Source organism: Natronoarchaeum sp. GCM10025703 (genome assembly GCF_042661985.1).
In the GTDB taxonomy this organism is placed as follows: domain Archaea; phylum Halobacteriota; class Halobacteria; order Halobacteriales; family Natronoarchaeaceae; genus Natranaeroarchaeum.
Genome location: NZ_JBHSZF010000001.1, coordinates 2297093 through 2323126 on the forward strand (window position 1 = coordinate 2297093; position 26034 = coordinate 2323126).

General features: G+C 62.7%; 31 protein-coding genes, 2 tRNA genes and 2 pseudogenes. 18 read left to right on the forward strand and 17 right to left on the reverse strand.

The features are described 5' to 3' along the window. The 5 genes from ACFQH2_RS12805 to ACFQH2_RS12825 all read left to right on the forward strand — a co-directional run bounded on the left by ACFQH2_RS12805 (position 1) and on the right by ACFQH2_RS12825 (position 5054). Positions 1-1248, forward strand: a complete 1248-nt coding sequence (locus ACFQH2_RS12805) for a Coenzyme F420 hydrogenase/dehydrogenase, beta subunit C-terminal domain (RefSeq protein WP_377054180.1) — start codon at positions 1-3, stop codon at positions 1246-1248. Between the two features lie 110 nt (positions 1249-1358). After that, positions 1359-2537, forward strand: coding sequence for an MFS transporter (locus ACFQH2_RS12810; RefSeq protein WP_377054182.1), 1179 nt, complete (start codon positions 1359-1361; stop codon positions 2535-2537). A 45-nt stretch (positions 2538-2582) separates the two neighbouring features. Further along, positions 2583-3095, forward strand: a complete 513-nt coding sequence (locus ACFQH2_RS12815) for a hypothetical protein (protein ID WP_377054184.1) — start codon at positions 2583-2585, stop codon at positions 3093-3095. 51 nt (positions 3096-3146) lie between these two features. After that, positions 3147-3392, forward strand: a complete 246-nt coding sequence (locus tag ACFQH2_RS12820) for a hypothetical protein (RefSeq protein WP_377054186.1) — start codon at positions 3147-3149, stop codon at positions 3390-3392. Positions 3393-3653: 261 nt separating this feature from the next. Beyond that, on the forward strand, positions 3654-5054 hold the full coding sequence (locus ACFQH2_RS12825) for a DUF4397 domain-containing protein (RefSeq protein WP_377054188.1): 1401 nt from the start codon (positions 3654-3656) through the stop codon (positions 5052-5054). A 361-nt stretch (positions 5055-5415) separates the two neighbouring features. Here ACFQH2_RS12825 and ACFQH2_RS12830 read toward each other — a convergent pair whose 3' ends face one another. The 4 genes from ACFQH2_RS12830 to ACFQH2_RS12845 form a co-directional block, all read right to left on the reverse strand. Continuing rightward, complete coding sequence (locus ACFQH2_RS12830; RefSeq protein WP_377054190.1) at positions 5416-5955, reverse strand: winged helix-turn-helix transcriptional regulator; 540 nt, start codon at positions 5953-5955, stop codon at positions 5416-5418. A gap of 52 nt (positions 5956-6007) precedes the next feature. Beyond that, on the reverse strand, positions 6008-6304 hold the full coding sequence (locus ACFQH2_RS12835; protein WP_377054192.1) for a hypothetical protein: 297 nt from the start codon (positions 6302-6304) through the stop codon (positions 6008-6010). A gap of 96 nt (positions 6305-6400) precedes the next feature. Beyond that, positions 6401-6991: a PepSY domain-containing protein gene (locus ACFQH2_RS12840; protein ID WP_377054194.1), complete on the reverse strand. Its 591-nt coding sequence runs from the start codon at positions 6989-6991 to the stop codon at positions 6401-6403. Positions 6992-7483: 492 nt separating this feature from the next. Next, positions 7484-7633 (reverse strand) — tRNA-Met (locus ACFQH2_RS12845). A 127-nt stretch (positions 7634-7760) separates the two neighbouring features. Between ACFQH2_RS12845 and ACFQH2_RS19860 the strand changes: the two genes are divergently transcribed. Beyond that, complete coding sequence (locus ACFQH2_RS19860) at positions 7761-8270, forward strand: hypothetical protein (RefSeq protein WP_417579645.1); 510 nt, start codon at positions 7761-7763, stop codon at positions 8268-8270. A 34-nt stretch (positions 8271-8304) separates the two neighbouring features. Here the strand turns inward: ACFQH2_RS19860 and ACFQH2_RS19865 are convergent, their stop codons facing one another. Beyond that, the gene (locus tag ACFQH2_RS19865) at positions 8305-8529 is read right to left on the reverse strand and encodes a hypothetical protein (RefSeq protein WP_417579648.1); all 225 of its coding nucleotides are present in this window, start codon (positions 8527-8529) and stop codon (positions 8305-8307) included. Here ACFQH2_RS19865 and ACFQH2_RS19870 point away from each other — a divergent pair. After that, positions 8519-8953 carry a hypothetical protein gene (locus tag ACFQH2_RS19870; protein ID WP_417579651.1) on the forward strand — a complete coding sequence of 145 codons (435 nt, stop codon included), beginning with the start codon at positions 8519-8521 and terminating at the stop codon, positions 8951-8953. The genes ACFQH2_RS19865 and ACFQH2_RS19870 overlap by 11 nt on opposite strands. Here ACFQH2_RS19870 and ACFQH2_RS12855 read toward each other — a convergent pair. Genes ACFQH2_RS12855 through ACFQH2_RS12880 form a run of 6 tightly spaced genes read right to left on the reverse strand, consistent with a single transcriptional unit; the run spans position 8937 to position 14002 of the window. Further along, positions 8937-9293, reverse strand: coding sequence for a DUF5830 family protein (locus ACFQH2_RS12855; protein WP_377054198.1), 357 nt, complete (start codon positions 9291-9293; stop codon positions 8937-8939). The genes ACFQH2_RS19870 and ACFQH2_RS12855 overlap by 17 nt on opposite strands. Positions 9294-9343: 50 nt before the next feature. Next, a complete protein-coding gene (locus tag ACFQH2_RS12860; RefSeq protein WP_377054200.1) occupies positions 9344-10204 on the reverse strand; it encodes an aminotransferase class IV in 861 nt (286 codons plus the stop codon). Positions 10205-10208: 4 nt separating this feature from the next. After that, a complete protein-coding gene (locus ACFQH2_RS12865; protein ID WP_377054202.1) occupies positions 10209-10880 on the reverse strand; it encodes an anthranilate synthase component II in 672 nt (223 codons plus the stop codon). Continuing rightward, positions 10880-12442: an aminodeoxychorismate synthase, component I gene (gene pabB, locus ACFQH2_RS12870; RefSeq protein WP_377054204.1), complete on the reverse strand. Its 1563-nt coding sequence runs from the start codon at positions 12440-12442 to the stop codon at positions 10880-10882. The genes ACFQH2_RS12865 and pabB overlap by 1 nt, the downstream gene beginning before the upstream one ends. 57 nt (positions 12443-12499) lie before the next feature. Next, positions 12500-13141: a helix-hairpin-helix domain-containing protein gene (locus ACFQH2_RS12875; RefSeq protein WP_377054206.1), complete on the reverse strand. Its 642-nt coding sequence runs from the start codon at positions 13139-13141 to the stop codon at positions 12500-12502. Positions 13142-13201: 60 nt separating this feature from the next. Then, positions 13202-14002 carry a shikimate dehydrogenase gene (locus tag ACFQH2_RS12880; protein WP_377054208.1) on the reverse strand — a complete coding sequence of 267 codons (801 nt, stop codon included), beginning with the start codon at positions 14000-14002 and terminating at the stop codon, positions 13202-13204. A 95-nt stretch (positions 14003-14097) separates the two neighbouring features. Here ACFQH2_RS12880 and ACFQH2_RS12885 point away from each other — a divergent pair, with 95 nt between their 5' ends. From ACFQH2_RS12885 to ACFQH2_RS12895, 3 genes are all read left to right on the forward strand, one after another. Then, positions 14098-15480: a D-aminoacyl-tRNA deacylase gene (locus tag ACFQH2_RS12885; protein WP_377054210.1), complete on the forward strand. Its 1383-nt coding sequence runs from the start codon at positions 14098-14100 to the stop codon at positions 15478-15480. A 202-nt stretch (positions 15481-15682) separates the two neighbouring features. Next, on the forward strand, positions 15683-16114 hold the full coding sequence (locus ACFQH2_RS12890; protein WP_377076808.1) for an Hsp20/alpha crystallin family protein: 432 nt from the start codon (positions 15683-15685) through the stop codon (positions 16112-16114). A 56-nt stretch (positions 16115-16170) separates the two neighbouring features. Further along, the gene (locus ACFQH2_RS12895; protein ID WP_377076809.1) at positions 16171-17442 is read left to right on the forward strand and encodes a CBS domain-containing protein; all 1272 of its coding nucleotides are present in this window, start codon (positions 16171-16173) and stop codon (positions 17440-17442) included. Here the strand turns inward: ACFQH2_RS12895 and ACFQH2_RS12900 are convergent. From ACFQH2_RS12900 to ACFQH2_RS12910, 3 genes are all read right to left on the reverse strand, one after another. Continuing rightward, positions 17371-18072, reverse strand: coding sequence for a PAS domain-containing protein (locus tag ACFQH2_RS12900; protein WP_377076810.1), 702 nt, complete (start codon positions 18070-18072; stop codon positions 17371-17373). The genes ACFQH2_RS12895 and ACFQH2_RS12900 overlap by 72 nt on opposite strands. Beyond that, positions 18018-18785, reverse strand: a complete 768-nt coding sequence (locus tag ACFQH2_RS12905) for a response regulator (RefSeq protein ID WP_377076997.1) — start codon at positions 18783-18785, stop codon at positions 18018-18020. The genes ACFQH2_RS12900 and ACFQH2_RS12905 overlap by 55 nt, the downstream gene beginning before the upstream one ends. After that, a tRNA-His gene (locus ACFQH2_RS12910) sits at positions 18747-18819 on the reverse strand. Before ACFQH2_RS12910 ends, ACFQH2_RS12905 begins: the two co-directional genes overlap by 39 nt. A gap of 129 nt (positions 18820-18948) precedes the next feature. Here ACFQH2_RS12910 and ACFQH2_RS12915 point away from each other — a divergent pair. Beyond that, complete coding sequence (locus ACFQH2_RS12915; RefSeq protein ID WP_377054218.1) at positions 18949-19404, forward strand: DUF5814 domain-containing protein; 456 nt, start codon at positions 18949-18951, stop codon at positions 19402-19404. On the opposite strand, the gene ACFQH2_RS12920 is transcribed toward ACFQH2_RS12915, so the two are convergent. Next, a complete protein-coding gene (locus ACFQH2_RS12920; RefSeq protein ID WP_377054220.1) occupies positions 19401-19811 on the reverse strand; it encodes a ribbon-helix-helix protein, CopG family in 411 nt (136 codons plus the stop codon). The two genes, ACFQH2_RS12915 and ACFQH2_RS12920, sit on opposite strands and share 4 nt — an antisense overlap. Before the next feature lie 89 nt (positions 19812-19900). Here ACFQH2_RS12920 and ACFQH2_RS12925 point away from each other — a divergent pair. From ACFQH2_RS12925 to ACFQH2_RS12940, 4 genes and pseudogenes are all read left to right on the forward strand, one after another. After that, positions 19901-20367, forward strand: a pseudogene (locus ACFQH2_RS12925) (deoxyuridine 5'-triphosphate nucleotidohydrolase). 215 nt (positions 20368-20582) lie between these two features. Then, positions 20583-20870 (forward strand): hypothetical protein, encoded by a 288-nt coding sequence (locus tag ACFQH2_RS12930; protein ID WP_377054224.1) that lies wholly within the window; start codon positions 20583-20585, stop codon positions 20868-20870. Positions 20871-20977: 107 nt separating this feature from the next. Further along, positions 20978-21479 (forward strand): annotated as a pseudogene (locus tag ACFQH2_RS12935) (metallophosphoesterase). 34 nt (positions 21480-21513) lie between these two features. Continuing rightward, positions 21514-22230 carry a 5-formyltetrahydrofolate cyclo-ligase gene (locus ACFQH2_RS12940; RefSeq protein WP_377054228.1) on the forward strand — a complete coding sequence of 239 codons (717 nt, stop codon included), beginning with the start codon at positions 21514-21516 and terminating at the stop codon, positions 22228-22230. A gap of 596 nt (positions 22231-22826) precedes the next feature. Here the strand turns inward: ACFQH2_RS12940 and ACFQH2_RS12945 are convergent. Continuing rightward, complete coding sequence (locus ACFQH2_RS12945; RefSeq protein ID WP_377054230.1) at positions 22827-23546, reverse strand: SOS response-associated peptidase; 720 nt, start codon at positions 23544-23546, stop codon at positions 22827-22829. 152 nt (positions 23547-23698) lie between these two features. Here ACFQH2_RS12945 and ACFQH2_RS12950 point away from each other — a divergent pair, with 152 nt between their 5' ends. Then, positions 23699-23992, forward strand: a complete 294-nt coding sequence (locus ACFQH2_RS12950) for a hypothetical protein (RefSeq protein ID WP_377054232.1) — start codon at positions 23699-23701, stop codon at positions 23990-23992. 158 nt (positions 23993-24150) lie between these two features. Here the strand turns inward: ACFQH2_RS12950 and ACFQH2_RS12955 are convergent, their stop codons facing one another. Beyond that, positions 24151-24558: a hypothetical protein gene (locus ACFQH2_RS12955; protein ID WP_377076811.1), complete on the reverse strand. Its 408-nt coding sequence runs from the start codon at positions 24556-24558 to the stop codon at positions 24151-24153. Positions 24559-24640: 82 nt separating this feature from the next. Here ACFQH2_RS12955 and ACFQH2_RS12960 point away from each other — a divergent pair, with 82 nt between their 5' ends. Together ACFQH2_RS12960 and ACFQH2_RS12965 are read left to right on the forward strand one after the other, a co-directional pair. Further along, positions 24641-25159 carry a hypothetical protein gene (locus ACFQH2_RS12960; protein WP_377057082.1) on the forward strand — a complete coding sequence of 173 codons (519 nt, stop codon included), beginning with the start codon at positions 24641-24643 and terminating at the stop codon, positions 25157-25159. 37 nt (positions 25160-25196) lie between these two features. Then, positions 25197-26018, forward strand: a complete 822-nt coding sequence (locus ACFQH2_RS12965) for a hypothetical protein (protein WP_377054236.1) — start codon at positions 25197-25199, stop codon at positions 26016-26018. Positions 26019-26034: the final 16 nt, after the last annotated feature.

A 26034-nucleotide genomic window follows, 5' to 3' on the forward strand; every position in this document is an offset into this window, starting at 1 on the left:
ATGTCACGACGAGAGCCCGGCGTTCCCGAAACCACCAACCGAACGGTTCCGACCAAGGGTCAGGACCCCCGCGAGACCGCCGCGGAATCGACGGCACCGCCGGGCAAGACCTGGTTCCGCGACCTCGACGAGGCGGTCATCGAGTCCGACCGCTGTACGCAGTGTGGGACCTGTGTTGCCGCCTGTCCCGCCGACTCCATCGGCATCGACAGCGAGATGGAGCGCCCGACGCTCGTGAAGATGTGTACCGGCTGTTCGCGGTGCTGGGACTACTGCCCGCGCAGCGGAATGCGCTACGAACGACTGGTCAAGGACGTCCAGTCGTCGATTCCCGACGACGTCGGCGGCACCTACAGCGCGCAGGCTGTCGATGCAGCCACGGCCGACGCCGGACAGGACGGTGGCGCGGTCACGACGCTGCTCGCCCAACTGCTCGACGCCGGGGAGATCGACGGCGCGATAGTCGCCACCGAGGGCGACGAACCGCTCCACGGCGAGGCGTTCCTGGCTACCAGCCGCGAGGAACTGGTCGACAACGCCGGAAGCTTCTACAACCAGACGATGCAGGTCGGTCGGATCGAGGAGCTACTCGATGCCGCCGACCTCGACGATCCGGATATCGCCGTCGTCGGGACGCCCTGTGTCATCGAGGGCGCGACGGCGCTCGGGGAGTACGGCTACGACGGCGAACTCGACGAGATAGCGCTGACCGTCTCGCTGATGTGTACCCGCGCCTTCGAGTCTCGACGGCTTCGGGACGCCATCGCCGAACTGGGCGTCGAACCTGCCGCAGTCGAGAAACTCGACGTCAACGGCGGGACCCTCATCGGTTACGACGCCGACGGCGAGACGCTGTTCGGCGAGGACGTCGACGAGTTCGGACAGGCCGGGCTGGACGGCTGTGACGAGTGTACGGACTTCGTCGGCGGCGCGGCCGACATCACCGCCGGAAGCGTCGGTAGCGGGGACGGAAAGACGACGCTGATCGCCCGGACCGAACGCGGCGAACGCGCCGTCGAACAGGCCAGTGATGCGCTCGAACTCGGCGACCTCGAACGTGAGCCAGTCCTGGACAAAGTGAGTTCGTGGAACGAGAAGCGCGCCCGGTCGATCATGCCCCGGGAGTACGACCCCGAAGGCGGCCTGGACATCTCCCATACGGATCACCACGACGCCTACGACGACACCGACCGGGAGCCCAGGCCGCTCAATCCCGCGCGGGTTCACCAGTACGAGGAGTGGTGCTGATCCGGGTGCGGGCGTAGCGTCGTCTCGACCGTCGCAACTCCCTCTTCGACGCCAGAAGTGGGTCGACCATTCCGAAACCTCCTTTTCCTGACGCCCGCGACGGCAGATAGATGAACTCCCGCCGCGTCTGGGTCGTCGCAATCTTCCTGTTCGTGATGGGCGATGCCGTCGCGACCCAGATACGCGGGGCGCTTCTGGAGAGTTTCCAGACCTCGTTTGGCGTCTCCGAGGGGCTCCTTGGACTGGTCGCGCCCGCCGGCACGGTGGGTTTCGTCGTCGCAATCGTCGCCATCGGCTTCGTCTCCGGTCGGATCGACCTCAAGCGAACCCTTCTGGTCGGCGTCGCGGCGACGACTGTCTCGCTCCTCGTGATGAGCGCCGCCCCGGTGTACTGGCTGTTTCTCACGGTGATGGTTGGGCAGGGCGCGGCAGTCGGTGCCTTCCGCGGCGTCGACCGACCGATCCTGTCCCATCTCTATCCGAGTCGTCGCGGGCGAATCTTTGCCCTCTACTCGCTGGCGTGGGCGCTGGGTGCCGTGACGGGGCCGGTCCTCGTCAACGCCGTGCTTTCCGTGACGGACTGGCGGGTCACCTACGCTATTCTCGGTCTCTTTTTCGTTCCGGTCGGCCTGCTTATCTGGCGCACGGAGCTCCCGGCCAGCACCGACAACGAACGGTCGCTCTCGCTCGACGCTCTCCGCATGCTGGTGCGCCGGCCCGCGGTTCTCGGTGCGGTGGGCTGTATGACCCTGCTCGGCGGTATCGAGGGCATCTTTTTTACGTGGCTTCCCTACTACGCGAGTACGCTCCTCTCCCGAAATCTCGCCAATCTGTTACTCTCGACGTATCTGCTGGCGTACATCCCCGGACGGCTGTTGAACACCTGGGTGATCGAGCGCGTCCGGTATCTATATCTCGCCTTCGGCTTCACGCTGGCGTCGATTCCGGTGCTGTTCGTCACGTTTAGCGGAATCAGTGGCCGGCCCCTGTTCGCCCTCGTTTTTCTCGCCGGCTTCCTGATCTCCGGGCTCTTTCCGACCCTGCTGTCGTACGGCGTCGACGCTAACCCCGAGTACAGCGGGCCGATCAGCGCAATGACCACCGGCGGAACCTACACAGGCCTCGCCATCGCACCGCTCGTGGTCGGGGTCGTCGCCGAACTCGCCGATATCAGGACGGCGATGTACCTCTCGCTCGTGCTTGCAGTCGCACTGCTCGTCCTGACTGTCGTGACCTGGGTGGCGACACGGAGCGGCTCGCAGGTCGACCGGGAGGCGCCCGCCGACTGAGCACCCGGGAGTACCCTCATTACCTGTCCGTGAAATGGTGTATGTATGTTCCGACGCCTTCGGGAGAACGGCCCCGCCCTGCTCGTTCCGCTTGCCTGGACGTTCGTGACCGCCGTCCATCTAGATCTGGCCAGCGAGCACGCACTGTTCGTCTCGAATCTGGTGATGGCAACCATCGTTGCCGTTTTCACGCTCCTCTCGTGGTCGGAGATGGCAGACGGCGTGTTGTTGATCTGGCGACGCGTCCTCGTCGTCGGTTTCGTCGTTACGACGGCCGGCGTCGCTGGCTTCTTCGTCGATTCCCTGTCAGGCACGTTGTTCGCCCTCAGCATCGTTGGCTGGATGGTCGTTCCGGGCGTCGGACTTGTAGAGACGGGCCGACAGGTAACGCGAGCACCCGCCATCTATCTCGGTGGCGGCGCTCTGAGCATCGTCGGCGCGCTGGTGTACGTCGCCGGCGGGACGGCGATTGCGGGTGAGTGGGCCGCCATCCTCGGGCTTATACTTGTCAACATTGGCCAGACGGCAGGCATCCTCAACGCCGTGTATCAGTACTGAGACGACTGTACGAACGGTTGGTTTTATATGACATCTCCCTGATTTACGGCTATGAAAGACAAACTCAACCTGATCTTCAATCGGGCGAAGTACGCGGCGATCGGTGCGGCAATCGGTGCCGCGGTCGGCGGCGTCGTTAGTCGGAACGCCGCGAGCACGGGCGGGGCAATCGGCGGACTCCTCGGTGCGACCCTCGGCGAGACGCGTGTCAGTGCCGAAAACGCGTTCACCGAGTTCAAAGAGAGCGTCAGCGAGTACGGAGTCACCGGCAAGAAGGATAACGACAGCAGCGAGTAAGTCAGCGCGATAGTTCGATCTGTTCTCGCAGTGCTGGCGAAGCGGGATATTGCCCCCGAGTCGTCGAATAGATGCTCGTGCCCAGCGCTGTGAGTGCGACGATGAGGCGGATAACCGTAGCCTGTTCGTGAGACTCTCAGCGTGCGGCCGTTCCTAACAATTCTGGAAAAATATTGGAAATATTTTGGACTAAACTGGGTCTCTTACTGGAAACATCTGGGGAATTGTTCATACACTCTCTACCCTTTCCGCTAAACGAACATGTCTGATCCCAGACGGCGGACGGTGCTGAAGACGGTTGGTGGAGTCACGGTGGTTGGTTCCCTTGCTGGATGTGTCAGCGATGATCCTGAGGAAGAGGTAGAACCATCTGCAAGTAATGACAACGATGACGACGATGACACCGACGAGACGGACGATACCGACGAACCGGAGGCGGACTCGTCACTCCGCGTTGCACACCTCTCGCCGGACGCTCCGAACGTCGATGTGTACGTCGACGGCGACGCAGTACTCGAGAACGTTCCGTTCCGCACGGTCAGCGATTACCTCGACCTGCCAACGGGCACCTACGACGTCAAAATCACGGCGGCCGGCGATCCGGACACGGTCGTCTTCGACGAGACGCTCGAACTCACTGCCGGTACGTTTACCGCAGCGGCACTCGGCGAACTGGCCGACGAAAACCAGCCGTTCGATGTCGGAGTGTTCGAGGACGACCGCTCAGATCCCGGTAGCGATGCTCGGGTCACACTCGTTCACGCCTCTCCGGACGCACCGAACGTCGACGTGACCGTCGGCGGCGACCCGCTGTTCGAGGACGTCCCGTTCGGTGCCGCCGGGACGGTCGAAGTCCCTGCTGGCGATTACAAACTCCAGGTCCGACCCGCAACCGAGGACAACGACGGCGATGTCGTCGATACGTTCAAGTTCCCGGCGGAGGCGGGGACCGTGTACACTGCGTTCGCCGTCGGCTACCTCGCTCCGGATGCTGCCCCTGCCGACGTCCCCTTCGATCTGGAAGTCTCCGTCGATGCCAGATACGAAGAGGAGGAGGACACGGCACTCCGCGTTGCGCATCTCTCACCGGACGCTCCGAACGTCGACGTCTACGTCGATGGCGACGCGGTGCTCGAGGATGTCCCGTTCCGCACGGTGAGTGACTATCTCGGTCTTCAATCGGGGACGTACGACATCAAGATCACGGCGGCTGGCGATCCGGACACGGTCGTCTTCGACGAGACACTCGAGCTTTCTGCCGGTGCATTTACCGCAGCGGCGCTCGGCGAACTGGCCGACGAAAACCAGCCGTTCAGCGTTGAACTGTACGAGGACGACCGCTCAGATCCCGGCAGCGATGCTCGGGTCACGCTCGTTCACGCCTCCCCGGACGCACCGAACGTCGACGTGACCGTCGGCGGCGACCCGCTGTTCGAGGACGTCCCGTTCGGTGCCGCCGGGACGGTCGAAGTCCCTGCTGGCGATTACAAACTCCAGGTCCGACCCGCAACCGAGGACAACGACGGCGATGTCGTCGATACGTTCAAGTTCCCGGCGGAGGCGGGGACCGTGTACACTGCGTTCGCCGTCGGCTACCTCGCTCCGGATGCTGCCCCTGCCGACGTCCCCTTCGATCTGGAAGTCGCTGTCGACGCCGACTGAGTCGGGTGTTCGCCAGCCTCGACCGGCCCCACCCCTCACAGTCGACCTCCTTCTTGACTGGATCCGTCTTCATTGCTCGGACTGCGTGAACGGTGAGGCTCCGAACCACCGAGAGAGCAACGCTCTCCCGAACTCTCGACCGTTCGCTGCGCTCACTTACGTGAACCCGCGGCTTCGACGCGAATCGCGCACGTCCTCACGGAGCGTTCGCTCACCGACGTTCCCGACATGTGGCCTTGTTGAAATCCTCAAGCGGTGACAGATTTCAGCGGCTGTGCTGAACACAGGGCCCGTATGTTGCGACGGAACCACCGAAACCGGTCGGTATTCCGCATGCATATTCACCGCTCGGCCTGATTGGTCAGCCCCAGAAATCGAGTACGTTATCGACAGCTCTGTCAACGAAACTTTCCTGATATCGCACCAGGAGTTGCATGGTTAGTTCGTCGTCAGTAACGGTATAGAACGTGGTCCGGCCATCCCGAACCTTGGACACAATCCCGTTCTCGATGAGGCGTGACACGTGCCAGGACACCGTCGCCGGTGCCACGCCGAGTTCCTCGGCAATCGCTCGGTTCCGGGCCGTGTCCTCCTCCAGCAAGAACAGCAGAATATGACGTGTCGTCTCGTACCGAAGCGACGAAAGGATCGCACGCTCCTCCTCATCGAGTTCCTCGGCGACGAACAGTCGGCGTTTGCCCTGGTGATCCTGACTCGTGAGCACGTCATAGTTCTCGAGAGTGCGCAGGTGATGCTGGACGAGTCCCGTCTCCATATCGAGGTCGCGCTTGAGCTGACTGAAGTGGACCCCTGGATTTGCCTGAACGTACTCGAAGATTTCCTTGCGCGTCTCCAACTCAAGGATATCGTCTTCGTCGTCGTGGGGGCGGCGTCTAGCCATCGTGCATGTCCTCAGTTCCGTTTGTGTGAGCCGACTCGGGGGATTTGGAGAGTCATGGTGGTCGCCACTCGAAGCGCCGTACCACAGTCGCCAACAGGAGGAGTGCGATTCCGAGTGCGAACAGGCTCGTGAGCAACTCGAAGTGAGGGATGCCCTCCTCGAGGAGGTCGTCACCGACTTCCAGCAGGAGATCGGTCGCGAGTAATGCAGCGAGCAGCGCGAGGATCAGGACGCGACGCATCCGGGTGCGGTAGTAGGCAAGCGCGGTGACGATGAACACCGCCGTCGTAACCAGGAGTGTGAGAGCCCGGATGAACGTCTCAGGCTCGAACAGTTCGATCTCCGTCATAGGATGTAGGGGTATGTGGAAGCCACCTAAATGGTTGGCGTGTCGATCGGTATGTCACCCAAGCGGCGGTGCGACCCGGTCACCTATGTCGCCAGACTACTCGTCTTCAGTCTCGGTCTCCAGCACCGTGCCGTCGTCCGCGTGGACAGCGACTTCGGTTTCCGCGCCGTTCGATGCCACGAGTTCGACCTCGTAGGCGGGTGTGGCATCCTCGCTTTCGAGTTCGACTTCCTCGATGTCTCCGTCAGCCTCGGCGGTTGCGATATCGGTCGCTTCCTCCTCGGAGAGGCTGACATCGCCGGGCGCAACAGACTCCTCGTCCTCGTCTTCCATCTCATCGTCCTCGTCTTCCGACTCTGTTTCGAGGACCGTGCCGTCGTTCGCGTGGACAGCGACTTCGGTTTCCGCGCCGTTTGATGCCACGAGTTCGACCTCGTAGGCGGGTGTGCCATCCTCGCTTTCGAGTTCGACTTCCTCGACGTCTCCGTCAGCCTCGGCGGTTGCGATATCGATCGCTTCCTCCTCGGAGAGTGAGACGTCGCTTTCCGCAATCGAGTCGTCATCATCGCCGTAATCTAGTGGGGACGACCCGGAATCCTGTGCAAGTGCCAAGCCGCCGGCGGCGGTGACCAGTAGTGTGAGTGCGACGATACCTACTCCAAACAGCGTTCGACGATTGCGTTTCATTGGTGGTTGACTGCATATACGGGTTAGTGGCTCTCGGTAAAGTGTCGTTTGGTATATGAGTCTAGCAGTGGTACGCGCCTCTAACGACTGCATATAGCAGATTTCGCATTCCGATGAATTCACGCTCTGTATTCAGCACGCTGTTCCCATCAACTTCAGAGGGTTTCCACAAGGCCCGACGTATGAGAATCGGGGGTGGCTCTGAACCACGGAACGACTCGCCAACGAGTCGTTCCTGGCTTACGCTCGTGCATCTCGCATGAGACCGACGGAATCTTTGCTTGTCCCGGCCGCTTCTTCCGGACTCGTCACTCACACGGCTCGTAACTCGTCGTCGAAGAAGTGCTCGGGGAGGGCTCGAACGACGAGAAGAGCAAGCTCTTCTCTCCTCTGCGCTCGCATACGCTCGCGCAGATCCTGCGGGTTCGGAGCGTATCGTACACTTTCTCACGGTGCTGTCGCTCACCCATGTTCGCGACGTCTGTGAGAAAGTGCCCGGGGAGGGCTCCGAACCCTCGATCTCCGCATGTCCCAGGTTCGAGGCTCGGCAGTCCTCGTACGGACATGAGAGGTTTCCAAGGAACCGCACCGAATCTCTGAACCCTATGAGTGCGGCGCTATGTCCAGCTAAGCCACCCGGGCTCGTCTCCGAGTTGTCCGCTGATTATCTTTAACCTTCTCATCTGACTCGGCTACGTGTGTCATTGGTTCACAGCCGCTGTTCGGCCGGAGCCCGCGGTTTTAAGCCATGCCGGAAGAACAACCGTGCATGAGCGAACCCGGTGTCGTGGAATCCACCCTCAATGGGGAAACGGTCGCCGCAACAGTCCCGTTGGGTGGGGAGGACCAGCTGTACATCACGCCGACCCGAACGCTGATCTACCGGGCCGAGGGCCTGTTGAGCGACGAGTCGGTGGAGGCGTACCCGCACGATGCTGAACGACTGACGGTCTCCGAAGGCCGTCGGAAGACGCGGTTCAGCCTCGAATATCCCGTCGACGGAACGCGGGAGTTCACACTCCCATCGAACCGGGGCGACGACGCACTGCATCCCGTTCTCGCGGGGATCATGAACGCGGGCGGGATCACCGATCCAGGCGAGACGGTGCTGTCGACCTATCGGTTCAGCGAGCTAACGCTGGTCGTCACGAGCGAGCGACTCGTCAAGCACATCGGCGCAGCAGTCTGGGACGAGGACTACGAGGAGTTTCACTACGATGACGTCACCGACCTCACGTTCGAGGAGGAAGCGTCGCGACGCAGATCGTCCTCGCAATAGAGGGCCGCCAGCAGCGGATCAAAGCCCCGAACGATCAGGCCAGCGAGGTCGAGAGCAAGCTTTCGGAGGCGCTAACCGCGTACCACGGCGTCGACTCTATCGAGGAGCTCCGGGCCGCGAACGCGTCCGACGAGGAGGAGCCAGCGGAGACGCAGGGGACCGCCGGCGTTGCCTTCGGCGAGGGCGTCGACCCGCTCGAAGCGAACCCGCCGTCTGCGGAGGAAGAGGAGGGGCTATCCGCAGAGCAGGTGATCGACAACGAAGCGACAGAAGTAGCGGCCGAGTCGAGTGGAGCGCAGGCACAGACCGCGGATGCGGCTACGGGCCAGGCCGCTACAGCCGATATCGACGACGGGCAGACGACGACTGCCGACCCGAGCGACGACCCGCTCGAACGGGGGTCGACGGCTTCGAGCGACGCGGAGGCCGGGACCGCGTCGACTGCCGAATCGAGCGAGGCCCAGCCATCGGCCGAGACCGAAGAATCGGATGCAGAGTCGGATGACGACGGCTTCGACTTCGAGAACGTCGGCTTCGAGCCAGCGGATGACGACCCGAATTCGGATGATGTCGCCGACGAACTCGCGGAACTTCGGACCGTCGTCGAGCATCAGAACGAGCGCCTGGACAAACAGCGAGAGGCCATCGAGCGATTGATCGAAGAACTCAGTCGCGGCCGGTGACCTTCCGGATACACGAAGAGCCGAAGGGGCCGAGTTCGCCCGAGTCGTACTCGATGAAGTGGCCGGTCGATAGCCCGGCACCACAGCGCTGGCACTCGAACTCCCCGTCTTTCTGGATGACCTGGCTCTCGTAGCTGACGAACTCGCTACTTTTCGGGCGGATGATCCCGTCCTCGCGCTCGATGATGCCGCGCTTCTCGGCGGTATCGAGGATCTCTCTGGTCACTTTCGGATGCGTCGAGATGGTTTCGAGGCGGTCGACGGCGTCGGCGACGCTCAACTCGGCGTGCTCCAGCGAGCGCAAGAGATCGAGGCCGAGCGCGATTCGGTCGTCCTGCATCTACCTCCGACTCCTCGGCCGAGTGGATTAAACGTTGCGTGGACAGCCTATCAGTCGTAGTGACGCTGCTCAACGCGCCTGTCGAATCGCCGCGAGAGCAGCGTCGTCACGGGTCCGCTGCCGATTTCGATCCCATCGAGGCTCTCGATGGGTCGGAGCTCCCACGTCGAGTTCGTCAGAAACGCCTCCTTTGCCGACCGGACGTCGTCAGTGGTGTACTGTCCGGTGTACACCGGAATATCGGCGTCGTCGGCGAGTTCGACCACGACCGAGCGGGTGATCCCCGGCAGGATCGGGCCGTCTAAACTCGGGGTGTAGAGGCCACTCTCGCCGACGAAAAACAGGTTGCTCGTCGCCCCTTCGGCGACGTAGCCCTCGGCGTCGCGCAGGAGTGCCTCGTCCGCGGACTCCATCAGTTCGTTCCGGGCGAGGATCCCGTTCAGGTAGTTGTGCGTCTTGGCGTCCGCCGGAATCGCCGCGTCCGGCACACGTCGCGTCTTCGTCGTCTGGACGGTCGCCGGGCCGTCCCAGACGTCGCTCCCTTCGAGACCGCCGCGCGGGAGTTCGGAGACGATCACGACGACAGTCGGGTTCGTGGTGGGACCCGGCGTCAACTTGCCGGGCTGAACGCCCCGCGAGATAGAGAGTTTGACGTAGGCGTCCTCCAGTTCGTTGGCCTGGAGGGTGTCGAGTACCCGTTCGTGGAGTTCGTCCTCACCGAGTCCGTGATCGATCCCGAGCGTCTCGCAGGTGTTCGCCAGTCGGTCGGCGTGGGCCGCCCACTCGAAGATCGAACCGCCGTACGCGCGCATCGTCTCGAACGCCGCGTCTCCGTACATGAACCCTCGGTCGCGGACGTTCACGGTGGCCTCCGAGGCGGAGACGAGGTTCCCGTTTACGTGGTACTGCATCTATCTATCGACCCCCGATTCCGCCTTCGGTTCTGTCGGCACGCTTCGCGAACGAGCAGAAGTTCTCGATCAGGCGTTTGCCGACCGACAGCGAGAGCGCGGTGCCCTCCCCGTCGCGCTCGACCGGTCCCGTCAGGATGCTTTCGGGGTGGAACTGGACGCCGACATGTGGGCGTTCCAGATGCCGAACGGCCATCAGGATCGAGCGCTCGTCGTCGGTCCATGCCGTCTCCGACAGCGGATTTGGGAGGTCTTCGCGCTCGACTGCCAGCGAGTGATATCGACCGACGCGGAACCGTTTGGGGAGGCCCTCGAAGATTCCCTCGCCGTCGTGACCGATCGTCGAGGGCTTCCCGTGGACGACCTCCGGGGCCTGGATTACCGGTGCGCCGTGGGCCGCACACAACGCCTGGTGGCCGAGACAGACGCCGAGTGTCGGAATCTCGGTTTCCTCGAAGATCGGAGTCGAGACGCCCGCGTCCCTGGGCGTTCCGGGGCCGGGTGAGACGACGATTCCCTCGGGATCGAGTTCGCGGATCCCCGGGATATCTATTTCGTCGTTCCGTCGGACAACGACGCTGTCTGTGTCGATATCGCCGGCACTACCTGCGGTTGCCTCCGCGACGAACTGGACGAGGTTGTAAGCAAACGAGTCGTAGTTGTCGATCACGAGCATCACGACCGATCACCGTCCCGCGAGGACTGTACTGTCTCCGCCTTGGTGTCGAGGCCAATGGCCGCCTGCTCGCCGAGTGCCTCGTCCAGGGCTCTGACCAGCGCTCGTGCCTTGTCCAGTGTCTCGGCGTACTCCCGTTCTGGCTCCGAGTCGTGGACGATTCCGGCACCGACGCGGAGGTGATACTCCTCGGCGTGCCGGACGAGCGTCCGGATGACGATGTTGAGCGTCGCCTGCCCGTCGAAACCGAGCACGCCGATCGAGCCCGTATAGGGGCCCCGTCTCGTCTCCTCGACTTCGTCGATCAGTTCCATCGTCCGCGGCTTGGGTGCGCCGGTGATCGTCCCGCCGGGGAAGACGGCCGCGATGGCGTCGGCGAGCGTGGCCTCCTCGCGGATCTCACCGGCGACGTGCGAGACCAGATGCATGACCTCGGAGTAGCGGTCGACGCGCCGGTACTCCGGCACCTCGACACTGCCGTAGCGTGATACTTTGCCGAGGTCGTTGCGCTCCAGATCGACGAGCATCGCGTGTTCGGCCCGCTCCTTCTCGTCGCCAGAGAGTTCGGCTTCGAGGCGTTCGTCCTCTTCCTCGGTCGCACCGCGCGGTCGCGTTCCGGCGATCGGTTCCGTCTCGATGCGGTCGCCGTCGCGCTCTAACAGGAGTTCCGGACTGGCGCTGACAAGGTCGGCGGCCGGAAACTCAAGTAGTGCTGAATAGGGTGCCGGATTGACCGTACGAACGGCGGCGTAGGTGTCGACCGGATGCACCGCCGCCGGAGCACTCAAGCGCTGTGAGACGTTCGTCTGGAAGGTGTCGCCGGCCCGGATGTACTCCTTGATCGTCCGGACTTGATCGGCGAACGCCGTTTCTCCGCAGTCGCTCGTGAACTCCGCCGTATCGCTCGCTACGGGCGGCGCACTCACTGAAGGATCGCCGTCGAGGGCGGCGCTCGCCAGTGCTATTGCCTTCGCTTCACCGCTCGCGTAGGCCTCTCCGATGGCGTCCGGATCGACCTGCGGACAGGCCGTCACCCTGAGAGTCGTCTCTCCCTCCCGGGGCTCTTCCCACGCCGCAACACAGTCGTAGACGCCGATCTGTAGCTGTGGGAGCGACCGGTCGTCGACCGCGTGCTCTGGCAGGTCCTCGATTTCCCGCACGAGGTCGTAGGAGAACCAGCCGAACGCGCCGCACGGATACGGCACCTCGCACTCGCCTCTGACGAGAGACTTGCCGTCGAGGAGCCCCTGCAACGCGGCGAGCGATGGAGAATCGCGACCGAAGACGCCGACGCCGTGGTCGTCATCGGACCCGTCCCAGACCGTACTGTCGGGGCGCGCAGTTACCGTCTCGACCGGTTCGACGCCGAAGTAGCCCCAGCCGGGCTGGCCGCCCGTCGTTTCGAGAAAGACGCCGTCCGGTCCATCTCGCGCTCGTCGATAGGCCTCGAACGGGTCGTCGACGGTCACCCGGACTTCGACCGGGACTCGCGTTCCGGCGTCGACGCCCATCGCCGTCGCTCGGAACTCCTCTCTGGTAGTTACGACCGACGGTGTGCACATGTCTGCAGGAAGGAACGCACCGAATAATGATCTTCCGGTTCAATCAGTGTCTGCGGGTTATCGCAGTTTTGCCTGTTCGATCCAGTTCTCGATTCGCGTCTCCGATAGATCCGTCTCCGCCGCGATGTCGCCGGCGTCGGCGGCCGCAAGATCGCCGATCGTCTCGATTCCGGCATCAGCGAGTCGCTCTGCGTAGGCCGGGCCGACCCCTTTGATGTCTTCGAGGTCGCCATCAGGCTCGGTCCCTGTCTCCTCAGTTTCAGGTTCCGGTTCGACGTCTTCCCCAGTTTCAGGTTCCGGTTCGACGTCTTCCCCAGTTTCAGGTTCCGGTTCGACGTCTTCCCCAGTTTCAGGTTCCGGTTCGACGTCTTCCCCAGTTTCAGGTTCCGGTTCGACGCCCTCGTCGGGTTCCGCCTCGTCGATTAGCTCGTCCTCATCGATCGGTTCCTCGTCTGTTGGCTCCTCGGCGACGCCCGATTCAGGTTCCTCGGTAGCGTCAGCCTCGATGTCTTCCGCAGTAGACTCTTCGACAGACTCGTCGGTGGGCTCGATATCGGTCCCTTTGACCGCGCGTTCGGTGTCGGTTGCGGGTGCGCTCTCGTCGACGTCCCGCTCGACTGTCACGCCGACATCCTGGCGCGGCTCCTCGTTAGTTTCGTCGAGTCCGAGAAGCGACTTTAGCTTATCCAGTAGTGACATTGCCTGATAATTGACAGTCGGCACACTTAAAGCCGTCCGACGATGTCGGAGTTGGTTATGTTACAGTTCCGAGCGGAGCGCCTTGTTCATCGCACCGACCGGGGCGTCCCGACCGGTCCACCGCTCGAACGCCTCGACGCCCTGATAGAGGAGCATCCACGCGCCGTCTATCGTCGTCGCCCCGCGGTCCGCGGCATCGCGCAGTAGCCGGGTTTCGAGGGGCCGATACACCGCATCAAGCACCGCCAGATCGCCGTGGAGGGCATCCGCCGGCACCGGCGTTGCGTCCTCCTCCATACCGACGCTCGTCGCGTTGACGAGAACCGTGGCGTCGTCCAGCAACGCCGCCAGGGAGTCGAGACCGTGTCCGGTGGCTTCCGGAACCGCTGACGCCAGTTCGTGCGCGCTCGATTCGGTCCGGTTCGCGATGTGGACCGTTGCTCCGGCGTCCGCGAGCATAAACGAAATCGCCCGCCCGGCACCGCCCGCTCCAACGACTACGGCCGTCTCGCCGTCGAGGGGCACATCGTAGCGCTCGAACGCTCGACGCGCTCCGGCCGCGTCGGTGTTGTGGCCGGTCGGCCTCTCGCCGGTGAAGTCGATGGTGTTGACCGCCCCGATGCGCCGCGCCAACTCGTCGGCGTCGACGTGCTCCAGTACGTCCTGTTTGAACGGGATCGTAACGTTCAGTCCGGCGACGCCGAGCGCCTGTGCGCCGCCGATTGCGGCCTCCAGATCAGACGGTTCGGGCTCGAACGTAACGTACCGGGCGTCGATGCCGAGCGCTTCGTAGCCTGCCTCGTGCATGGGCGGGGAGAGCGAATGGCCGACCGGGTTGCCGAGGAGTCCGTAGACGTCCATGGGCGGGAGAACCCGTCCGTGGCGTATAAGCGGTTCGGAGGCGGGTCGTGGGCCCGTGTCGACGCGTTTTAATCGCCCGAGCCTCTCGAACGCATGTGATCGCGATCGTCGTCAGCAGGGCGGATTCCGCATCCGAGCACGTTTTTGAGCAGCTACTATCCGAGGAGGACTGGGACCCAACGGTCGACGCCAGCCGTGCAGACGGACAGGGTGGTGGCGAGGTGTTCCGGACCGACGGCTTCGAGCTTCGAACCTTCGACGACTGGCATCTCGAACTCGACGACGCCGCCGAACCGTTCGACGACCCCGAACTGCTCGTCTTCGCCTCCCGACACTCCGGCGAGACGGGACCGCTCCTGACCGCCCACTTCACCGGCAACTTCGGCCCCGCCGAGTTCGGCGGCGAGGACCGCTCGCTCGCGGCGACGTGTCCGAACGCGCTCTCGTCGATCCTCGGCGCGTTCGACGAGTACGCGCCCGCCGAGTACGAGACCGGAATCGAGTGCACCCACCACGGACCAACCGAGGTCGGCGTCCCGTCGATGTTCGTCGAACTGGGCAGCGGCGAGGAGGAGTGGGCCGATCCGGCGGGCGCACGGGCGGTCGCCCGATCCATTCTCGCTCTCCGCGGCGTCGATCCCCACGCGGCGCGCCATCCGGGAGACGCCATCGCTTCGGCGTCGGAGGACGGCCGGCAACCCCGCAGACACCTCGTCGGGATCGGCGGCGGCCACTACGCGCCGCGGTTCGAGCGAGTGATCCGTGAGACCGACTGGCGCGTCGGCCACGTCGCCGCCGACTGGACGCTCGAAGATATGGGATCGCCCGCCCGACACCGGAACGTGCTGGTCGAGGCCTTCGAGCAGAGCGAGGCAGCGTTCGCACTCGTCGCGGACACCGACCGCGACCTGGACGATGTCGAGCAGATCGTCGAGGAGTCGGGCCATCGCGTCGTCAGCGAGACGTGGCTCCGCGAGGTGGACGACGTTCCGCTCTCGCTCGCCGCGGATCTCGAATCGACGCTCTCGTCCGTGGAAGAGGGCCTGCGGTTCGGAACCGTCTCGGACGAGGACGGCTACACCGTCGTCGACCTCCCGACAGCGCTCCTCGACGAGGTGCGTGGAATCGCCTCGGAAAGGGTGCGGGACGCCGTCGAGCGGACGACGCTCGCGTTCGAGACCGTCGAAAACGGCAACAGAGTACGCGGCCAGGCCGCCGTTGCCGATTCGGACCGGTACGATGCCCTGATCGACGCGCTCGCCGAGATGCTCGCCGAGAAGTACGATGCCGTCAACCGCCGGGACGGACGGATCGTCGCGGAGGTTACCGCCTTCGATCCCGGACGTGCTCACGACGCTGGGGTCCCGGAAGGCCCAGCGTTCGGTCGGCTTTCGAACGGCGAGTCAGTCTCCGTCGACGGGCGGACGATTAGCCCGGAAGCGGTCGAGTCGACACGGACCGAGGAGTTCCCGATCTGAAGCGCCGACGCCGAAAACGGTTTTCTCTGTCGCCCCAACAGAGTAGTATGCCGGCAACTCTGGAAGTAGAATGTACTAGCGATGATTGTGAGATGGATATGTTCGAGCTACATTATACCTACGACATGCCTGATGGCGTTGGCGTCGAGGACTTCGTCTGTCCGTACTGTCAGGGAACTAGCTGCCTCGAGGCGATCGAATTATGACCCTGCGCGAGATCGGTCGGTCCGTCAGCAACACCGTACTTCGGAGCGTCGGACGGGTCTCTAGCAACGTCCAGGAGAACCGGCCGATCCCCGTCGACCTGCTCGAAAGCGACGACGCCCTCCTCGCGGTGTTCGACGCCGCAGGTGCGACCCAGAGCGACGTTCAGGTCCGGTTCAGCGACGGTACCCTTCACGTCCGGATCGAGCGGTTCCGCGAACCGCACAGCGGGTTCGAGACGGTGTTCCCCGGCCGGGGACTCTCGCTGGACGGTAAGGTGGACCTTCCGGCAGACGCAGCGGTCGATCCGGAGGCCGCGACGGCGACCATTACCGAGAACGGGACGCTCGAAGTCCACGTTCCGAAAGTCGAGGAGCGGACAGTGAAACTGACGAATCGGTCGACGTCGAGACCTGAGACGGTCGATTAGTGGGTTGGAGCCGCTTTCGTCCGGAGATTCAAGGCCCTTCCACTCCAAATACTGGTATGAGAAGTTTCCGGATCGGTTCCGCGTTCGGTATCCCGATCAAGCTAGATCTTACGTTCCTGTTAGTACTGCCGCTGTTCGCGTATCTCATCGGCTCCCAGATCTCGCTGACCGCGGAGCTACTGAACGACCTGATGGCTGCTGGCATCGAGGCCGGCGCGATCACCGGCGGCCTGACGCCGTGGATCCTCGGCTTTACCGCTGCTGTCGGGCTATTCGTTGGGATCGTACTCCACGAACTCGGCCACTCCTTCGTCGCGATGCGGTATGGCTACCCCATCGACTCTATCACGCTCTGGATCTTCGGCGGCATCGCCGCGCTCTCGGAGATGCCCGAAGACTGGAAACAGGAGTTCACTATCGCCATCGCGGGCCCCATCGTCAGCGTCATTGTCGGGCTTGGATGTTACGGACTGTTCACCGGCGTCCTGTTCCTCGATCCGGTCGAGACGTATCCCGTGGTGACGTTCGGATCGCTGTTCGTCCTCGGCTATCTCTCTATCCTGAACGTCGTCCTCGCGATCTTCAATCTGCTTCCGGCCTTCCCGATGGATGGGGGACGGATCCTGCGCGCGTTTCTCGCGCGGAATCGGCCCTACGCGCGGGCCACCGAGATTGCGGCCGAAGTCGGGAAGTTCTTCGCGGTCCTGCTCGGCCTCTTCGGACTGTTCCCGCCAACCAACGTCATTATGATCGGTGTCGCCTTTTTCATCTACATCGCCGCTTCCTCGGAGGCCAAGCGGGTCACTATGAAGGCGGCTCTCGAAGGCGTCGCCGTCAGCGACGTGATGACGCCTGCCGAACGACTACACACCGTCTCACCCGATACGACCGTCGACGAACTCATCAGGATGATGTTCTCGCAGCGCCACACCGGCTATCCCGTGATGTCGAACGGGCGACCGATCGGTATCGTGACGCTCGACGATGCCAGAGACGTCCAACCGGTCGAGCGGGACGCGTTCACCGTCGAGGACGTCATGACGAGCGAACTCCGGACGATATCGCCCGACGCGGATGCGATGGAAGCGATCTCGACGATACAGGAGGAGGGTATCGGCAGATTGCTCGTCGTCGACGACTACGGCGACGTCGTCGGACTCGTCTCACGAACCGACCTGATGACTGCGCTCGACGTCATTCGGTCCTCCGGCACCGAAGCGCCGACTGCCCAGCGAGAGCTCTCGGCCAGCACCTGCTCAGGATCGCTTGACGACGTCACGGATGACGCTCTGGATCAGTCGCTCGTCTTCGAGTTCGATCACCTGTGAGGTGATTTCGACCGGAATCCGATCGCCTGCTGCTGTCTCGACGTAGATCTGTGAGCCGTCGGCGTGGCGGTTTACCAGCCCGGAACCGCTGTCGACTCGCTCACGAAACAGCGAGTCGTATAGCTTCTTGTCCTCAGCCGGGTGGATCGCACTGTGGTTTTCTCCTGTGAGGTCGTCTGCCGAGCGACCGAGCAACTCCTCGGCGGCCCGGTTCGCCTCGACGATATCGCCGCTCTCTGCATCGGTGACGAGGATTGCCGCCGGCGCGGCATCGACGAGCGCGCGATAGCGTTTTCTGGACCGCTCCAGCGACCGCTCGCGCTCCTTCCGGCCGGTGATCTCGCGAAAGTAGATCGAGAGGCCGTCGACATCCGGGAAGATGCGCGCCTCGATCCAGGCATCGATGAGATCCACCTGCTCTTCGACGGCTATCACCTCCTGCTCGGCGACGACGTCGGTTGCAGCGTCGTAAAACTCGGTCTCTCGAACTCCCGGAAACACCTCGGATAACTCCTTACCGAGCAGTTGTTCGCGCTCTCGGCCGAGCAGTTCCGTTGCGTGGCTGTTCATATACGTCAGCCGCCACTCCGTGTCCAGAGCGACGAATCCGTCGTTGATCCGCTCATACACCCGCCGAATACGACGATTTCGGGCCTTCTTCGCCGCTTCGGCTTGCTGTCGCTCGACGACGTTCCGGATCCTGTGGGCAGCAGGTCGTAGTGCTCGCTCCCGGCCTCTTTCGGGATGTAATCAGTGACTCCGGCCGTGATCGCACGGCTTGCCACCGTCTCGTCGCCGTTTCCGGTCATCAGAATGAACGGAAGGTCCGGAGACTCCTCCCTGACCGCCTGCAGAAACTCGATCCCGTCGCGCTCTGGCATCTGATAGTCGCTGACCACGCAGTCGATGTCGTGCTCGTTCAGCAGTCGCTCTCCCTCGCCCGCACTCGTCGCAGTCTCGACAGCAATATCCTCGAACTCGTCTTCGAGGAACATCTCAGCCAGTTCACCGAACCGTGGATTGTCGTCGACGACGAGAACTTCGAGAGGGGGCCGGATCCTGAAGCCATTACCCGGTTTCCTCGGGCCGGTATCATAATCGTTGCGGCGCTGTCGTCGAAATCGATGGCTGCATCGACGGTGAGGGACGTTGAGGAGGCGGTACAACTGTGAATGGTGTGAGAATCGAACGAGATTGCGAGGATTAACCCGGAGACAGACGTGCTCGCTTCGCTGCGCACGACTAGCAAGCTTCAATTCTCTTGGATGGACGTTACGCTGGTCACGTCCGTTCCCAGCGAAAAGGTCCAGGTGCGAGAATTGAACCCGCGTCTCAGCCTCCACAAGGCTGAAGGATAGTCCACTACCCCAACCCGGACACGTACAACGAAATAGTCGACCCTCAGTTAAAATACGTTACGCCTCGGGGGCGCTACGTGGGGCGTTCACACTCACCTGTCGGACACCGGGAGGCTTTTGCCCCACAGCGGCGTAGAACGATTCAACTGTGGCGATCACGGACAAAATCTACGTCAAGAACCACCGCCAGCTTAGCTCCCAGCTAGACACCAACATTCCCAAGGGTGCGTTCAAGGGGGCGACGCTCGATATCCTCTTTCAGGGCGGTGGACTCGAACAACTCGACGACGCGACGCGGGACCGCGTGCTCGAGTTTGCGGAGGACTTCCTGGACTGTGACTGCGACAACAACCCCTACTGTGGCTGTCCCGAGCGGAAGTTCATCCGGTATCTGCTGGAGTTGCGGGCCGAGGGGCTCGGCCCCGACGCCATCGTCGACGTGATGAGCAACGACTACATGCTGTACGCCTATCCCGGCGACATCCTCTCGTTTCTCGATCAGGGCGTCCGGACGCTCGAAGCGACAGAAGAGTTGGCGAAAGTCGACGGAAACAGAGAGGCCCAGGAGGCCGCGCGGGCGGCCAAACGCGAACTGTCGCGCTAGCCAAGCCGGAGCGTCTCGTCCGAATCGGTGTTTTCGTCGTCGAGGTCTTCCAGGTAGACCACGTCCTCAGCCTCCTCTTCGTCCACCTGTTCGCGGAGATGCGTGACGTAGCTCCGGTACTCGTCGAGCTGTTCGCGGAGATGTTCGGCTTCGAGTTCGAGGCGCTCGTGCTCGCGAATGAAGCTCTTCGGGACTGTTACCTTCGGCGGGAACTCTCCGTCCTCGACGGTCGGACCGAGCTCTTCGTCGGGAACGACCTGTACCTGCCCGTCGTGGGCGACGAGCTGGTCGACGTAATCCCGGAAGACCGCCGAGAGGGAGATGTCGCGTTCCTCTGCGATCTCTCGGAGCGTCTCGAAGGCGTCCTCGTTGACCCGGAACGAGATAGTTTTGTTCTTGTTCCCCATACTACCGCCCAGTTTCCGGCCGAGATACTTAATGATTCGTCCGCGGCGAACGCGAAGGGTTTTTGCGCTCAGTCCGTGCCTCTCTCAGTATGTTCCGATCAGGTGCGTTCGTCGCCGAACAGCTTTCGGCGGTGTCCGACGAGCAGGTCCAGCCCAACGGTGTCGATTTGACTGTCGAGAGCGTGTTCGAGCAGACGGGGACGGGACGGATCGACCAGGATGGAAAATCGATCGGCGAGCGACGCGAACTGGACCCCTCGGGAGACGATACTACCTACCGCCTCTCACCGGGCGGATATATCGCCCGATACGGAGAAACGATTTCGATCCCGGAGGGGCATGTCGGCTTCGTCCTCCCCGCTCGTCGCTCATGCGAAACTCCGCGATGCTCCACACGGCCGTCTGGGACGCCGGCTACACCGGACGCGGTGAAGGGCTTCTCGAGGTCAATCACGAACTCGAACTCCAGCGGGACGCTCGCATCGCTCAGATCGTCCTCTCGCGGGCCGAGCACGAGGGGTCGTACGAGGGATCCTATCAGGAAGAGAATCTGTAAGAATATATTAACAGAGACGTTAGTCGGCGGCACAGCACCGGACATCTAGCTCTGTCCGAGAGCTAAAGAATCCGCCTTACCGGAGAACGCTCTTGATCTGTAGGAGAAGGAACCTCCTACTCTGCAATAATACGGTTACAACTCTCCGAACACGCCCGTGAACGGTTATCGGTCATTAAGACCCCTGCGACGGTACTTTCAGCCCGGACGATCCAATGAGCCAAACTATCTCGACGGAAGAGTCAAACACCGCTATGGAGGCTGGAGCAGACACAGCCCTGATAGCGTCAGTCGTATCGGTTGGATTAGCGCTGTACACCTTTTTTGCACGAGGTGATCGAGAACTGGGCATCTTCGTCGGCCTCTGGGCGCCGACGATACTAACGCTCTCGAACCACTTCAAGCAGCGAGATATGGAACAGCAGATCCAGTCAATCCCTCTCACGAGTTCCGCCGGGAACGTTCGTGAGACCATCGAAGAGCTGATCGAGTCCCGCACCTGAATAGAGGTCCCCCGGTTCTCGGTGACGATTCGGCACTTTTGTGGCCAGAGCGACTCCCATGACCAGTAACACTTTGATTTTCGCCGTGTATAGGGTTCGAACGAACCATGCTCGTAGGTGTCATTTCCGATACGCACGACAACGTGTCGGCCGTCGACCGCGCCGTCTCGATCTTCGAGGAGCGCGGTGTCGAGACCGTGATCCACTGTGGCGATGTCATCGCGCCGCCCGTCGTCCCGCACTTCGAGGGGCGAAGTACACGGCGTCCTCGGGAACAACGATGGCGAACTCGACGGCCTCGAATCGGCGTTTCGCCGACTCGGGAACGGAAGCGAACTCCACGGCCGGTTTGCCGAACTTGAGATCGACGACACGGCGTTTGCCGTCCTGCACGGGGAGAACCTCGACGACGTCGAAGCGCACGCCGAATCCGGCGAGTACGAGTACGTCTGCTACGGCCATCATCACGTCGCCGAGGAGCGGGAGGTCGACGGAACGACCGTTCTCAACCCCGGCGCACACTTCCCCACAGTACCGGACGAGCAACACAGCATTGCGATTGTCGACACTGACAGCGGCGACGTCGAGTTCGTCCCCGTCGAGGAGTGAAAACACTCACAGCCGTCCCGCCCGAGGCACGACCATGGACAAACAGGAGCTTCGCGACCGCATCTGGGACGGCATAGAGGAGAGCGGCGAGGCACGGTTCCCGTTCCCGCCGCACGGACGGATCCCGAACTTCGCCGGCGCTGATGCCGCTGCAGAGCGGCTTGCGGAGCGACCGGAGTGGATGAAGGCGGACGCGATCAAGATCAATCCTGACTCCCCACAGCGTCCCGTCCGAAAGCGTGCGCTCGAAGCCGGGAAGACGCTGTACATGGCGGTTCCGCGGCTCCGAGATGCCGACTGCTTTCTCCGGCTCGATCCCCGTGAGATCGACGACTACGACCGGGCAACCACTCTCTCCGGATCGAGTGAACTCGGCGTCCAGGTCGGACCCGACGAGGTCGATTCGGTCGATTTGATCGTCTCTGGGAGTGTCGCCGTCACCGAAGACGGGGCGCGAATCGGGAAAGGAGAAGGGTACAGTGACCTGGAGTACGCGCTCCTCGACACGCTAGATCTGGTCGACGAGACGACGCCGATTGCGACGACGGTACACGAATCCCAGGTCGTCGACGTGCAGGTCGCGATCGACGACCACGACGTTCCGCTCGATGTTGTCGTAACGCCTGAACGCACAATCGAAACGGAGACGCCGTACGACCGATCGGACGGTATCGACTGGTCCGCGCTCGACGAGGAGCGGATCGAGGAGATGCCGGTCCTCCAGGAACTGCGAGACGGCGGGACGTTCTGACGTCTATAAAAGAGAGCAGCGCGAGTACCACGGGTCACCGCACCCGTGGGTGAAGCGCGTCAACTATTGTCCAAATGATTAAGTATCTCGTACACGTTTGTTCGAGAACGACCAGAAAACGATACGCAAAGTATGGGATTGAAGACCTCAATTCTTTTGCTGGTCGTCCGATGGCATGAAAATGCGGCTCCTCTCAAAACCCGTCACGAGGCGGTGAGACGGGAGTTGTCGGGTCGTGGTGGAGCGACCGACCCTCACGGAGCAACGTTCGCTTCGAGTGTTTACCCGTGCCGGGCACGAGCCGTAAGGCGAGTGCGAGGGGGATTAAAGTCTGGTGCTGGTGCAGTGCAGCCCTAAACCCGGACGCCACGGGCCACCGTGCCCGTGGTACTTCACGTGCGTTCCGAATTGGCGAACTGGCGACACGACGACGGCCCGACGACGACCCGATGTGGTGTGTCGCGCTACGGCAGTCCACAGCGGGCAACTCGATTGCGGATAGCGCCGGATTGGCTCGCCTTCGGATATAAACCTGTGTGAGAACGAGCAGTCCAGCAGTTGTCAGGGCTGCTCAAGCGCAGTCCAGTGGCCCCGTATTAGAACTGATCTAGCCCGGTCTGGGGGTCGCTCTCGGGTGCGTCGACCGGTTCGATGATATCAGGCGAATCGTTTCGAGGGTTGTTGACGTCCGCGGAAATCGGGTACTTTTCGAAGCCATCCCCCGAATGCGGGGCGAGGAGTTCTTCTTTCCCTGGCGGCGATTCGCCCAACCACTCGCGTTCCTCATCGGCGTCGAAGACGACCGGCATCCGGTGGTGTAGTGGCTCCATCAGGTCGTTCGGTGTCGTCGTGAGAACCGTCACGGTGACCAGCGAGTGGTCACCGTCGGACCAGCGCGACCAGAGACCAGCCATTGCGAACGGCTCCCCGTCCGATCGCTCGATGCGAAATGCCTGCTTCCCATCGGTGCGCTCCTGCCACTCGTAGAAGCCGTCGGCGAGCACGAGACAGTGGCCGCAGGTGCGGGTCACCCCATCGTCCTCCGTCCGGCGAAATGCGTCCCGAAACGCTGGCTTCTCGTCGACGGTCTCGGTTCTGGCGTTGATCAGTCCGTTCCAGTCGCCGGGGTCGTCGGCCCAGTGGGGGACGAAACCCCACGAGCGCAGTTCGGCGCGTCCGGGCGTCTCGTCGCGGATTACCGGGATGTCGTCCTCCGGTGCGATGTTGTAGGACGGCTCGAACGCCCCGGGAGGAGAGACGTCGAAGCGCTCACCGATCACCGAGGACGACGCGAACAGGGAGCTACGGCCACACATGCCCAGGGTTAAGGATCGGAGTGTCGAAAACCCATCGGCGATGAGCAATCCGCGCCCGGGTTCGAGGCCACTATTCACCAGCCGTGCCGACTTCGGACGTGAACGACACAGTCGGCAGTAGAGTAATGTCGTGTTAGCACGAAGTACTACGTATGGTATCGGATAACACAGATCCGGGATTCGTCCTACTCGAGGAGGAAGAGCCGACCGACTTCGTGCTCGTCGACGAGGACGAGACGGAGACCGACCTCGTCGCGGTTCCGGACGCGGACGCGCGCTATCCCGGGCTCCGGCCGGTCGACGCGCTGGGCGAGACCGGTTTCGTGCTCGTCGAAGAACGCGAGGAGACCGAGGATACAGGCTTCGTCATCGTGGACGACGATTCGGAGGAACGTCTCCCGGCAACCCATCCGGACCGGTCGTTTCCCGGAATCGATACGATCTGACCGCTAGTCGGCGGTCGACCCGGCGAGGACGCCGCCGAGCGCCCCGAACAGTGCCGGGAAGACGAGTCCAGCGAGGAAGATGCCAGCGACGAGGTCGGGTGCCCCACTCGCATCGCCGAGTGTGACTTCGAACAGGAAGACGCCCGCTATCGAGAGAACTAGATAGCCCGGGACGACTGTAAGCCCGGCGACTGCTCCGGTGCTGCGTCTCTGGCACCACCGTATCTGGCGATTGCCAGTCCCGCGCCGATCAGCAGGAGCGGCGGGATGGCGTAGAGTAGCATGGTGAACCCCTCCTCGCCGCCGAGGAAGGATTCTGCGCCGAAGAAGGGAACGCCCTCGAACACGACATCGACGAAGTGGGCGTTGTAGAACACCCAGCCGACCATCTCGAAGGTGGCTGGATCCTCGCCGAGGAACTCGAGGAACCGACTGAGCTGTGAGTCGCGGATCTCGCTGCTCGCGATCAGATAGGTGAACAGGTAGCCGAGCACCCAGGTCAGAAATCCGACGACACTGCCCTGGACCAGTGGTACATTCTGGAGGCTGCTTTCGGAGTGAGCCATGCATCAAGTGGAACCCCACTCGGCAAAATACCTGTTGCCCCGGACCGAAACCAATGAAACCCACCGCCAACAACGGGTCCGCATGGACGTCGAAACGTATCTCGATCACTACGCAGAGACGCAAGGCGTACTGCCCGAGCGACTGGCAGAGTTCGGCGACGCGTACCGGGGGCAGGGGCATCTCACGCGCGAGCAACTCTACGAGATAGCGTACGAGTCCTCAACTCGGAGTGCCTACCACGTCGAATCGAACCCGAAAGAGCGCTGCGAGACGGTCACGGCGAACGTGCTCGCACTGGACGACGACTTCTCGCAGATCCATCTACTCTCGGGGCTGTCTGGGTTCAAAGCGCCGACCGCTTCCTGTATCCTCGCGGCGCTCGACCCGGAGCGCCACGCCGTCGTCGACACGCGCGTCTGGGCGTCGCTCGACCGACTCGGCTATCTCGATGGCCGCAAGGAGTCGTTCGACGCCGACGACTACGTTACGATGATGGCGCCGATCCGCGACATCGCGGCCGATACCGGCTACTCGGCCGCCGAGGTCGGCTACGCACTGTTCGCATACGACGTCGAACAGCGCGAGGGGACGCTACACTGACCGAGCAGTAAAGGGGCGGGCGACCGTCGCCTCTCGCATGAAAGCGTATCCGTCGATCCCAGCGGTCGATTCGGCCCCCGACGAACTTCTCGACGGCGGGCATCTCTGGCTTCAGGAGTTGCTCGACGGGACATTGCTCCGGTTTCGTATCGACGACTCGGGCGGCGTCCGCTTTGGCGACCGGACGACCGTCTTTCCGCCCGGTGACGTCCCGGTCGGCTATCGCCACGCGACGCGGTTCGTCCAGCGTGCACTGGACTACGACGCCGTTCTGGGCGCGGATCTGGAGTCGGTCGTCTTTTATTGCGTCGCGATGCACCAGCAGACCATCGACTACGACTGGGATCGAACGCCCGCTGTCCTGGGCATCGACATCTGGGACGGAGACCGGTTCCTGCCGCCGGATGCTGTCGAACAGGCGTTCGAGCGGATCGGTCTCACACCGGTCAACACGTTCGCGAAGGAGGTCAGAGCAGTAGACTTCGATTCGGACTCGTACACGGTACCCGAGTCGAACTGGTACAACGGTCAGGCCTACGGCGTCGTGCTCCGCTCGAAAAACGGAGACCGGGCAACGATGCGTGCCGAAGGGATGGATTCGAAGTTGGACTCTGAGGGCCCCGACCCGGCCGAACTCGTCGACGAGTTCGTCACTCCGGAGCGTCTAGAACGGACTGCCGGAGAACTCTCAGCACAGGGCCTGTCGCCCGATGCCGACACGCTGTTCGACCACCTCTTCGAGCAACTGCTCCGACGGTTTCACCGGACGCTGGTCGGCGATGACGTCGATCTGACACCGGTACGGTCGCAGCTCTCTGCACGGATCAACGAGTTTCTCGAACCGACCACCGACCACTGAACCGCAAAAGAGTGTG

Excerpts from the sequence above, each read along its gene's own strand:
- ACFQH2_RS12840 (WP_377054194.1), bottom strand. The coding sequence starts at position 6,991 with ATGAAACGCAATCGTCGAACGCTGTTTGGAGTAGGTATCGTCGCACTC.
- ACFQH2_RS12875 (WP_377054206.1), bottom strand. The coding sequence starts at position 13,141 with ATGTCACTACTGGATAAGCTAAAGTCGCTTCTCGGACTCGACGAAACT.
- ACFQH2_RS12890 (WP_377076808.1), top strand. The coding sequence starts at position 15,683 with ATGACCCTGCGCGAGATCGGTCGGTCCGTCAGCAACACCGTACTTCGG.
- ACFQH2_RS12950 (WP_377054232.1), top strand. The coding sequence starts at position 23,699 with ATGGTATCGGATAACACAGATCCGGGATTCGTCCTACTCGAGGAGGAA.
- ACFQH2_RS12895 (WP_377076809.1), top strand. The coding sequence starts at position 16,171 with ATGAGAAGTTTCCGGATCGGTTCCGCGTTCGGTATCCCGATCAAGCTA.
- ACFQH2_RS12955 (WP_377076811.1), bottom strand. The coding sequence starts at position 24,558 with ATGGCTCACTCCGAAAGCAGCCTCCAGAATGTACCACTGGTCCAGGGC.
- ACFQH2_RS12865 (WP_377054202.1), bottom strand. The coding sequence starts at position 10,880 with ATGCTCGTGATCGACAACTACGACTCGTTTGCTTACAACCTCGTCCAG.
- ACFQH2_RS12820 (WP_377054186.1), top strand. The coding sequence starts at position 3,147 with ATGAAAGACAAACTCAACCTGATCTTCAATCGGGCGAAGTACGCGGCG.
- ACFQH2_RS12805 (WP_377054180.1), top strand. The coding sequence starts at position 1 with ATGTCACGACGAGAGCCCGGCGTTCCCGAAACCACCAACCGAACGGTT.
- ACFQH2_RS12945 (WP_377054230.1), bottom strand. The coding sequence starts at position 23,546 with ATGTGTGGCCGTAGCTCCCTGTTCGCGTCGTCCTCGGTGATCGGTGAG.
- ACFQH2_RS12815 (WP_377054184.1), top strand. The coding sequence starts at position 2,583 with ATGTTCCGACGCCTTCGGGAGAACGGCCCCGCCCTGCTCGTTCCGCTT.
- ACFQH2_RS12825 (WP_377054188.1), top strand. The coding sequence starts at position 3,654 with ATGTCTGATCCCAGACGGCGGACGGTGCTGAAGACGGTTGGTGGAGTC.
- ACFQH2_RS19860 (WP_417579645.1), top strand. The coding sequence starts at position 7,761 with ATGAGCGAACCCGGTGTCGTGGAATCCACCCTCAATGGGGAAACGGTC.
- ACFQH2_RS12960 (WP_377057082.1), top strand. The coding sequence starts at position 24,641 with ATGGACGTCGAAACGTATCTCGATCACTACGCAGAGACGCAAGGCGTA.
- ACFQH2_RS12920 (WP_377054220.1), bottom strand. The coding sequence starts at position 19,811 with ATGGGGAACAAGAACAAAACTATCTCGTTCCGGGTCAACGAGGACGCC.
- ACFQH2_RS12965 (WP_377054236.1), top strand. The coding sequence starts at position 25,197 with ATGAAAGCGTATCCGTCGATCCCAGCGGTCGATTCGGCCCCCGACGAA.
- ACFQH2_RS12860 (WP_377054200.1), bottom strand. The coding sequence starts at position 10,204 with ATGCAGTACCACGTAAACGGGAACCTCGTCTCCGCCTCGGAGGCCACC.
- ACFQH2_RS12810 (WP_377054182.1), top strand. The coding sequence starts at position 1,359 with ATGAACTCCCGCCGCGTCTGGGTCGTCGCAATCTTCCTGTTCGTGATG.
- ACFQH2_RS12835 (WP_377054192.1), bottom strand. The coding sequence starts at position 6,304 with ATGACGGAGATCGAACTGTTCGAGCCTGAGACGTTCATCCGGGCTCTC.
- ACFQH2_RS12830 (WP_377054190.1), bottom strand. The coding sequence starts at position 5,955 with ATGGCTAGACGCCGCCCCCACGACGACGAAGACGATATCCTTGAGTTG.
- pabB (WP_377054204.1), bottom strand. The coding sequence starts at position 12,442 with ATGTGCACACCGTCGGTCGTAACTACCAGAGAGGAGTTCCGAGCGACG.
- ACFQH2_RS12930 (WP_377054224.1), top strand. The coding sequence starts at position 20,583 with ATGAGCCAAACTATCTCGACGGAAGAGTCAAACACCGCTATGGAGGCT.
- ACFQH2_RS12940 (WP_377054228.1), top strand. The coding sequence starts at position 21,514 with ATGGACAAACAGGAGCTTCGCGACCGCATCTGGGACGGCATAGAGGAG.
- ACFQH2_RS12855 (WP_377054198.1), bottom strand. The coding sequence starts at position 9,293 with ATGCAGGACGACCGAATCGCGCTCGGCCTCGATCTCTTGCGCTCGCTG.
- ACFQH2_RS12880 (WP_377054208.1), bottom strand. The coding sequence starts at position 14,002 with ATGGACGTCTACGGACTCCTCGGCAACCCGGTCGGCCATTCGCTCTCC.